This window comes from Micromonospora foliorum (assembly GCF_022229015.1).
In the GTDB taxonomy this organism is placed as follows: domain Bacteria; phylum Actinomycetota; class Actinomycetes; order Mycobacteriales; family Micromonosporaceae; genus Micromonospora; species Micromonospora foliorum.
Window position 1 is genome coordinate 1 of the sequence record NZ_JAKKFF010000250.1, and the last position, 7,190, is coordinate 7,190.

At 72.8% G+C, this 7,190-nt stretch carries 7 protein-coding genes and 1 pseudogene; all 8 read left to right on the forward strand.

Annotation, left to right across the window (positions count from 1 at the left end):
- Positions 1-182: pseudogene (locus PSH25_RS18960) on the forward strand (cupin); the annotation flags it as partial.
- Positions 183-348: 166 nt separating this feature from the next.
- Positions 349-1,323 (forward strand): ABC transporter permease, encoded by a 975-nt coding sequence (locus PSH25_RS18965; RefSeq protein WP_238660355.1) that lies wholly within the window; start codon positions 349-351, stop codon positions 1,321-1,323.
- Positions 1,324-1,346: 23 nt separating this feature from the next.
- Positions 1,347-2,351 carry an ABC transporter substrate-binding protein gene (locus PSH25_RS18970; protein WP_238660356.1) on the forward strand — a complete coding sequence of 335 codons (1,005 nt, stop codon included), beginning with the start codon at positions 1,347-1,349 and terminating at the stop codon, positions 2,349-2,351.
- 43 nt (positions 2,352-2,394) lie between these two features.
- Complete coding sequence (locus PSH25_RS18975; RefSeq protein ID WP_274527654.1) at positions 2,395-3,150, forward strand: ABC transporter ATP-binding protein; 756 nt, start codon at positions 2,395-2,397, stop codon at positions 3,148-3,150.
- Between the two features lie 38 nt (positions 3,151-3,188).
- Positions 3,189-4,340 (forward strand): Gfo/Idh/MocA family protein, encoded by a 1,152-nt coding sequence (locus PSH25_RS18980; protein ID WP_238660358.1) that lies wholly within the window; start codon positions 3,189-3,191, stop codon positions 4,338-4,340.
- On the forward strand, positions 4,337-5,488 hold the full coding sequence (locus PSH25_RS18985) for a dihydrodipicolinate synthase family protein (protein WP_238660359.1): 1,152 nt from the start codon (positions 4,337-4,339) through the stop codon (positions 5,486-5,488). Before PSH25_RS18980 ends, PSH25_RS18985 begins: the two co-directional genes overlap by 4 nt.
- The gene (locus PSH25_RS18990) at positions 5,485-6,288 is read left to right on the forward strand and encodes a sugar phosphate isomerase/epimerase family protein (RefSeq protein ID WP_238660360.1); all 804 of its coding nucleotides are present in this window, start codon (positions 5,485-5,487) and stop codon (positions 6,286-6,288) included. The genes PSH25_RS18985 and PSH25_RS18990 overlap by 4 nt, the downstream gene beginning before the upstream one ends.
- Positions 6,281-7,190: SLC5/6 family protein (locus PSH25_RS18995; RefSeq protein ID WP_238660361.1), on the forward strand; the 910-nt coding region annotated here is incomplete at its 3' end. The genes PSH25_RS18990 and PSH25_RS18995, both read left to right, overlap by 8 nt.

Sequence of the window (7,190 nt, forward strand, 5' to 3'; positions counted from 1 at the left end):
GGCAGCGGTGGGAGGCCGGCGCGGGCCGCGCCGCCGCCGACACCGCCGGGCAGCTCGACGCCCTGGAGCGGGGGGATCCCGGGCACCTGGGCGACGCCGGGGTGTACGCGGTGGCTGAGCCGGTCGAGCGCGGTCGGCTGGGCATGTGCGGTCTCCTCGACACCTACCCGGCGGCCGGCTGACCGTCCCTTCGGGACAGCTGTCGGGCTGCCAGGCATCCGGCGGAAACAGATCGAGGAAAGGCCTTGCCCGGCGTGAGGGTGCCGCCTACGCTCCAGGAAAGCGTTTGCCTGATCCGCCGACCGGCCCGGTCCACGAGTGCCGTGCCGGGCCCCGAGGAGGTTCCGCGTGACCGAGAACTCTTTGGACACGGCGGGCCGGCAGGCCGCCGCCGACAAGGCGGGCGGTGAGCGGGCAGCCGCTTCCACGCCCGGCGGCGCTGGTGCGCCGGACGGCCTCGGCGGCCCGGCTCCGTCCAGGGTGGTGGCACCGCCACCCGACCGCGTCGGCCGTCCACCACGCCCGACGCTCGGTCGCCGGGCGGCGGCCTTCGCCGACTCGCTCTGGCGCCCGGCGCTGGTGCTGGCGGTCTTCTTCGCCGCCTGGTGGTTCGTGGCCGCCCGGGAGTACGTCCCGAACTACCTGGTGCCCACCCCCGGCCAGGTCTGGGAGACGATGACCACCCAGTGGTCCGAGTTGGCCCGGCACACCCTGGTCACCCTCTACGAGACGGTGCTCGGCTTCGTGCTGGCCGCCGCGTTGGGTCTGGTCACCGCGGTCGCCATCGCCTACTCCCGCACCCTGGACAAGGCGCTCTACCCGATCGTCCTGTTCGCACAGGTCATCCCGAAGATCGCCATCGCGCCGCTGCTGGTGGTCTGGTTCGGCCTCGGCCTCACCCCGAAGATCATCCTGGCGGTGCTCATCGCGTTCTTCCCGGTGGTCATCTCCGGGGTGGCCGGGCTGCGCTCCACCGACCCGGAGCTGCTCGACCTCGCCGCCACGATGGGCGCCGGGCCGTGGCGCACCTTCCGCAAGATCCGCTTTCCGAACGCGTTGCCGCACCTGATGGCCGGCCTGAAGGTGGCCGTCACCCTCGCCGTGGTCGGTGCCGTGGTCGGCGAGTTCGTCGGCGCCAGCGAAGGGCTCGGCTACGTCCTGTTGCTGGCCAACGGCAACCTCGACGCCCCACTGCTGTTCGCCGACCTGATCCTGATGTCCGCCATCGGCATCGTCCTGTTCGTCCTGGTCGAGATCGCCGAGGCACTGCTCATTCCGTGGCACGCCAGCCGCCGGGCCGGCGTGTCCCTCACCACCTCCTGACCGACCCCATCACGGAGGCACCGATGAAACGCACCGCCACCACCATCCTGGCCACCGCCGCCCTGCTCCTCGCCGCGACCGGCTGCGGTGGGGACGACCCCGCCGGCAGCACCAACGCCGACGGCAGCAAGCAGGTCACCCTCACCCTCAACTGGGTGCCCTACGGCGAGCACGCGCCCTTCTACTACGGCCTGCAGAAGGGCTACTACTCCGCCGAGGGCATCGACCTGAAGATCCTGCCCGGCAACGGCTCGGGCAACACGGTCAAGCAGGTCGCCCAGAAGCAGACCGACTTCGGCTGGGCGGACAGCCCGGTGCTGCTGAAGTCGGTGGCCAGCGGGATGCCGGTGCGCAGCCTCGGCGCGTACCTGGAGAAGGGGCCCTCCTCGGTGGAGTTCTTCACCGAGGAGAACATCAAGACCCCGGCCGACCTCAAGGGCAAGACCGTCGGTGGCACCCCCGGCGACGCCCTCTACGCGACCTTCCCGGCCTGGCTGGAGAAGAACGGCCTCAAGAAGGACGACGTCAAGGTGGTCAACGTCGACGCCGCCGGCAAGATCGCCGCCCTGGCCGAGGGCAAGGTCGACGCCATCATGGGCTTCTTCCACGACCAGGCGCCCACCATCGAGAGCAAGACCGGCAAGAAGGTCGACGTGCTGCTCTTCGCCGACTACGGGATGAACCTGCTCGGCACCGGCCTGATCGCCAACACCCAGACCCTGCAGAAGGACCCGGAGCTGGTCCGCAAGTTCGTCAAGGCCACCCAGAAGTCCTGGGCCGACGCCGCCCGGGACCCGGCCGGCGCGGTGAGCGCGATGACGGCTCTGGCCGAGAACGAGCCGGCGCCCGAGGTGCTCACCAAGCAGCTCACGCTCAACATGCCGCTGATCGGCGCGGACGGCCCGCCCGGGGTGAACACCGAGGCCCAGTGGACCGAGACCATCGACCTGATGTCCCGCTACGCCGAGTTGAAGGACCCGGGTGCGCCCAGCGCGTACTGGGACTCCTCGTACGCGGCGCAGGGGTGACCCGGTGACCGCCGCGCCGGCAGCCACCGGCACCGCCATCGGGATGTCCGGGCTGACCGTACGGTTCACCACCCGACGGTCCCAGACCACCGCGTTGGACGACGTGTCGCTGGACATCGAGCCGGGCGAGTTCGTCACGATCGTCGGCCCGTCCGGCTGTGGCAAGTCCACCCTGCTGAAGATCGTCGCGGGGTTGGTCAAGCCGACCAGCGGCGAGGTGTCCCTGCTGGAGCGCCCGGTGCGCGGCCCGCAGAAGGAGATCGGCTTCGTCTTCCAGAAGGCCGCGCTGCTGGAGTGGCGCGGCGCCCGGGCCAACATCCTGCTCCAGGCCGAGATGCGCGGCATGGACCGGGCGCGGGCGGCCCGCCGCGCCGACGAGCTGATCGAGATGACCGGCCTGACCGGCTTCGAGAAGGCGCTGCCACACGAGCTGTCCGGCGGCATGCAGCAGCGGGTGGCGCTCTGCCGCGCGCTGCTGCACTCCCCGCCGGTGCTGCTGATGGACGAACCGTTCGGCGCCCTGGACGCGCTGACCCGCGAGCAGATGAACGCCGAACTGCACCGGATCTGGCGGGAGACCGGGACCACTGTGGTGCTGGTCACCCACTCCATCGCCGAGGCGGTATTCCTCGGCACCCGGGTCGTGGTGATGAGCCCCCGGCCCGGCCGGATCATCCGCACCTTCCCGGTCGAGCTGCCGGCGCACCGCGACTACGCGCAGGTGATGTCGGATTCCCGCTTCGACCGGCTCGCCACCGACCTGCGTGGGTTGCTCGGCAGCGCGGCCGCCAACCACTGAGCGCGGATCGGCACGACCAGCACGACGGAAGGAACACCATGACCCGCAGGTCGATCGGCATCATCGTCAACGGCGTGACCGGACGGATGGGCTACCGGCAGCACCTCGTCCGGTCGCTGCTGGCCATCCGCGAATCCGGCGGTGTGGCGTTGGCCGACGGCACCACCATCTGGCCGGAACCGGTCCTGGTCGGGCGCAACGAGACGAAGCTCCGGGAGCTCGCCGAGCGGCACGGGCTGACCGACTGGACCACCGACCTGACCTCGGCGCTGGCCCGCGACGACGTCGAGATCTACTTCGACGCGCAGGTCACCCAGCAACGGGAGAAGGCGATCCGGCAGGCCATCGAGGCCGGCAAGCACATCTACACGGAAAAACCCCTGGCCGAGGACACCGCGGCCGCGCTCGACCTGGCCCGGGCGGCGGACGCGGCCGGCGTACGCACCGGTGTCGTGCAGGACAAGCTCTTCCTGCCCGGTCTGCGCAAGCTCAAGCGCCTCATCGACGGCGGTTTCTTCGGCCGGATCCTCTCGGTGCGTGGCGAGTTCGGCTACTGGGTCTTCGAGGGCGACTGGCAGCCCGCTCAGCGGCCGTCGTGGAACTACCGGGCCGAGGACGGCGGCGGCATCGTGGTCGACATGTTCCCGCACTGGCACTACGTGCTGGAGGAGCTGTTCGGCAGGGTCACGGCGGTCTCCTGCGTGACCGCCACCCACGTGCCCGAACGGGTCGACGAGGCCGGTCACGAGTACGCGGCCACGGCCGACGACGCCGCGTACGCCACCTTCGAACTCGACGGCGGGGTGATCGCGCAGATCAACTCGTCCTGGGCCGTGCGGGTGTACCGCGACGAGCTGGTGGAGTTCCAGGTCGACGGCACCGAGGGCAGCGCGATCGCTGGCCTGCGCAACTGCCGGGTGCAGCACCGGGCGGTCACCCCGAAGCCGGTGTGGAACCCGGACCTGCCGGCTACCGAGGACTTCCGCGCCCAGTGGGCCGAGGTGCCCGACAACGAGGAGTTCGACAACGGCTTCAAGGTGCAGTGGGAGGCGTACCTACGGCACGTGGTGGCCGGCGAGCCGTTCCGGTGGGACTTCCTGGCCGGCGCGCGCGGGGTGCAACTCGCCGAACTGGGGCTGCGCTCGGCCCGCGAGGGCGGTCGCATCGAGGTGCCGGAGCTGCGCTCATGAGCGCCGAGGTGGTGCTTCCTGGGGGACGGCGCTACCGGCTCTCCGGAGGCGGCGGCTTCGCCCGACCGGACGCGCCGGCGACCAGCCGGATCGCGTACGCCGCCGCGCACGTGGTCGCCGACCCGGGCGCGGAGAACGTGCCGGGTGCTCCGGCCGTGGTGGACTGGGACACCACCCTCGCCTTCCGGCGGCATCTCTGGTCGTACGGTCTGGGGGTCGCCGAGGCGATGGACACCGCCCAGCGGGGGATGGGGCTGGACTATCCGGCCACCCGCGAGCTGATCCGTCGGAGCGCCGCCGAGGCTCGCGCGGTCGGCGGGCGGATCGTCGCCGGGGTCGGCACCGACCAGCTGCCGGTCGGCCCGGCCACCCTGGCGGCGGTCACCGCCGCGTACGCCGAGCAGCTCGACCACGTCCGCGCCGCCGGGGCCCGGCCGGTGCTGATGTGCAGCCGGCACCTGGCCGCCGCCGCCCGCGGCCCGGAGGACTACCTGCGGGTGTACGACGAACTGTTGAGCGCGGCCGACGAACCGGTGGTGCTGCACTGGCTGGGCTCGATGTTCGACCCGGCGTTGACCGGCTACTGGGGCGCGGTCGACCTGGACCTGGCCGCCGACACGGTCATCGAGCTGATCAAGGCGCACCAGTCCAGGGTGGACGGCATCAAGGTGTCGCTGCTGGACGCCGACCGGGAGATCGCGCTGCGTCGCCGTCTGCCGGCCGGGGTACGCCTCTACACCGGTGACGACTTCCACTACCCGGAGCTGATCCGGGGTGACGAGGTGGGTCACTCCGACGCGCTGCTCGGCGTGTTCGCGGCCATCGCGCCGGCAGCCGCCGCCGCGCTGGCCGCCCTCGACCGGGGAGACCCGACGGCGTACGACGAGATCTTCGCGCCCACCGTGCCACTGGCCCGGCACCTGTTCGCGGCGCCGACCTGGCACTACAAGACGGGGATCGTGTTCCTGGCCTGGTTGGCCGGGCACCAGGACCACTTCACAATGGTCGGTGGCGCGCAGTCCGGCCGGTCTCCGGCTCATTTGGCCACCCTGCTGACCCTGGCCGACGCGGCCGGGCTGCTGCCCGACGCCGACCTGGCCGCCGCCCGCGCCCGAGCGCTGTTCGCCGTGGCGGGGGTGGAGCAGTGAGCCTCGCGCGCTTCTCGTTCAACCAGGCCACCGCCCAGCGCTGGCCGCTGCCCGAGGTGGTGGCCGGGTGCGTGACGGCCGGCGTACCGGGCATCGGCCTGTGGCGGGAGCCGGTGGCCGAGTACGGGTTGGCCCGCTCGGCGAAACTGGTCCGCGACGCCGGTCTCGCCGTCACGTCGCTGTGCCGGGGCGGGTTCTTCTCCGCGAACGACTGGCGCGCGGAGAACCTGCGGGCCATCGAGGAGGCCGCCGCTCTCGGGGCCCCGGAGCTGGTGCTGGTGTCCGGTGGGCTGCCGGCCGGCAGCCGGGACATCGACGGCGCCCGGCGTCGGGTCGCCGACGCGATCGGCGAGCTGGCCCCGCACGCCGAGGCCGCCGGGGTACGGCTGGCCATCGAGCCGCTGCACCCGATGTTCGCCGCCGACCGGTGCGTGATCGCAACCCTCGGCCAGGCGCTGGACATCGCCGAGCGGTTCGACCCGGCGGTGGTCGGCGTCGTCGTGGACGCGTACCACGTCTGGTGGGACGACACGGTGTACGCGCAGATCGCACGGGCCGCCGACCGGATCGCCGCGTTCCAGGTCTGCGACTGGGTGACCCCGCTGCCGGAGGGGGTGCTGCTCGGCCGGGCGCTGCCCGGCGACGGTTGCATCGAGCTGCGTCGGCTGCGTGAGGCCGTGGACGCGGCCGGCTACGTCGGCCCGATCGAGGTGGAGGTCTTCTCCGCCGAGGTGTGGGCGCGTCCGGGCGCGGAGGTGCTCGACGCGGCGATCGCCGGCTACCTGCGCCACGTTGTCTGACGGTCCCGAACGGCGGTGGCCGGCGGCGGTCGGCGCCTGGCTGGGCATCGGCACCGCACCCGCCACCCTGGTGCTCGGCGCGGCGATGGCCGCCCGACACGGCGGCGCGGTGCCGGTGGCCGGGCTGCTGGTCGGCGGGACGCTGATGGCGGCCCTGCTCTGGGGGCAGGGTCGGATCGGGCTGCGTCGGCCGCTCGGAGACGGCGGGACGTTGACCGCGGTGCTGCCCGCGTACCTGAGGGACACCTCGCGGCTGCTGCTGGCGGCGGTGCTGGCCGTGTCGATGGTCGGTTGGAACGGGTTCAACGTCGGGCTCGGCGGAACCTCCCTGGCCGCGCTCACCCACCTGCCGGGCTGGGCCGGGCCGGCGCTGCTGGAGATTGCGGTCCTCGCCGTCTCCTGGGCGCCGGCCCGGCTCGGCAACCGGGTCGCGGTGGTCACCACGCTCAGCGCGGTGGTACTGGTCGGCTGGTGCCTGACGGTCCTGCCACCACCCGGTGCGCCGGTCCGCCTCGCCGCCGGCGGGCTCGCCGACGCCGCCGCGCTGATCGGGTACGCGGCCGTGTTCGCGCTGCGCGCACCGGACTTCAGCGTGGGCCTCGCCCGGAGGCGGGACCTTGCCTGGTGCGTGGGGCTGCTGATCGGGCCGGCGCTGCTCGGGGTGCTCGCCGGCGCCGGCCTGTGGCTGCGGACCGGCTCGGCCGACGTGGTCGCGCTGCTCGCCGCCGGCTCGGGGCTGGCCGCGTACGCCAATCTGTTCGTCGCGGTGGCGGTCTTCGCGGCGGCGCTGACCACCACGTACTCCGGTTCCCTGGCCTTGCGTGGCCTGGCTCCCCGCCTGCCGGCGCGGGCGGCGATGCTGCTCGTGGGGGGGCCTGGCGGGCGGTGGGCGGGGGGGGGGG

What these genes read in the sequence shown, in the direction of transcription:
- PSH25_RS18970 (WP_238660356.1), top strand. Translation starts at nt 1,347, where the DNA reads ATGAAACGCACCGCCACCACCATCCTGGCCACCGCCGCCCTGCTCCTC.
- PSH25_RS18975 (WP_274527654.1), top strand. Translation starts at nt 2,395, where the DNA reads ATGTCCGGGCTGACCGTACGGTTCACCACCCGACGGTCCCAGACCACC.
- PSH25_RS18980 (WP_238660358.1), top strand. Translation starts at nt 3,189, where the DNA reads ATGACCCGCAGGTCGATCGGCATCATCGTCAACGGCGTGACCGGACGG.
- PSH25_RS18985 (WP_238660359.1), top strand. Translation starts at nt 4,337, where the DNA reads ATGAGCGCCGAGGTGGTGCTTCCTGGGGGACGGCGCTACCGGCTCTCC.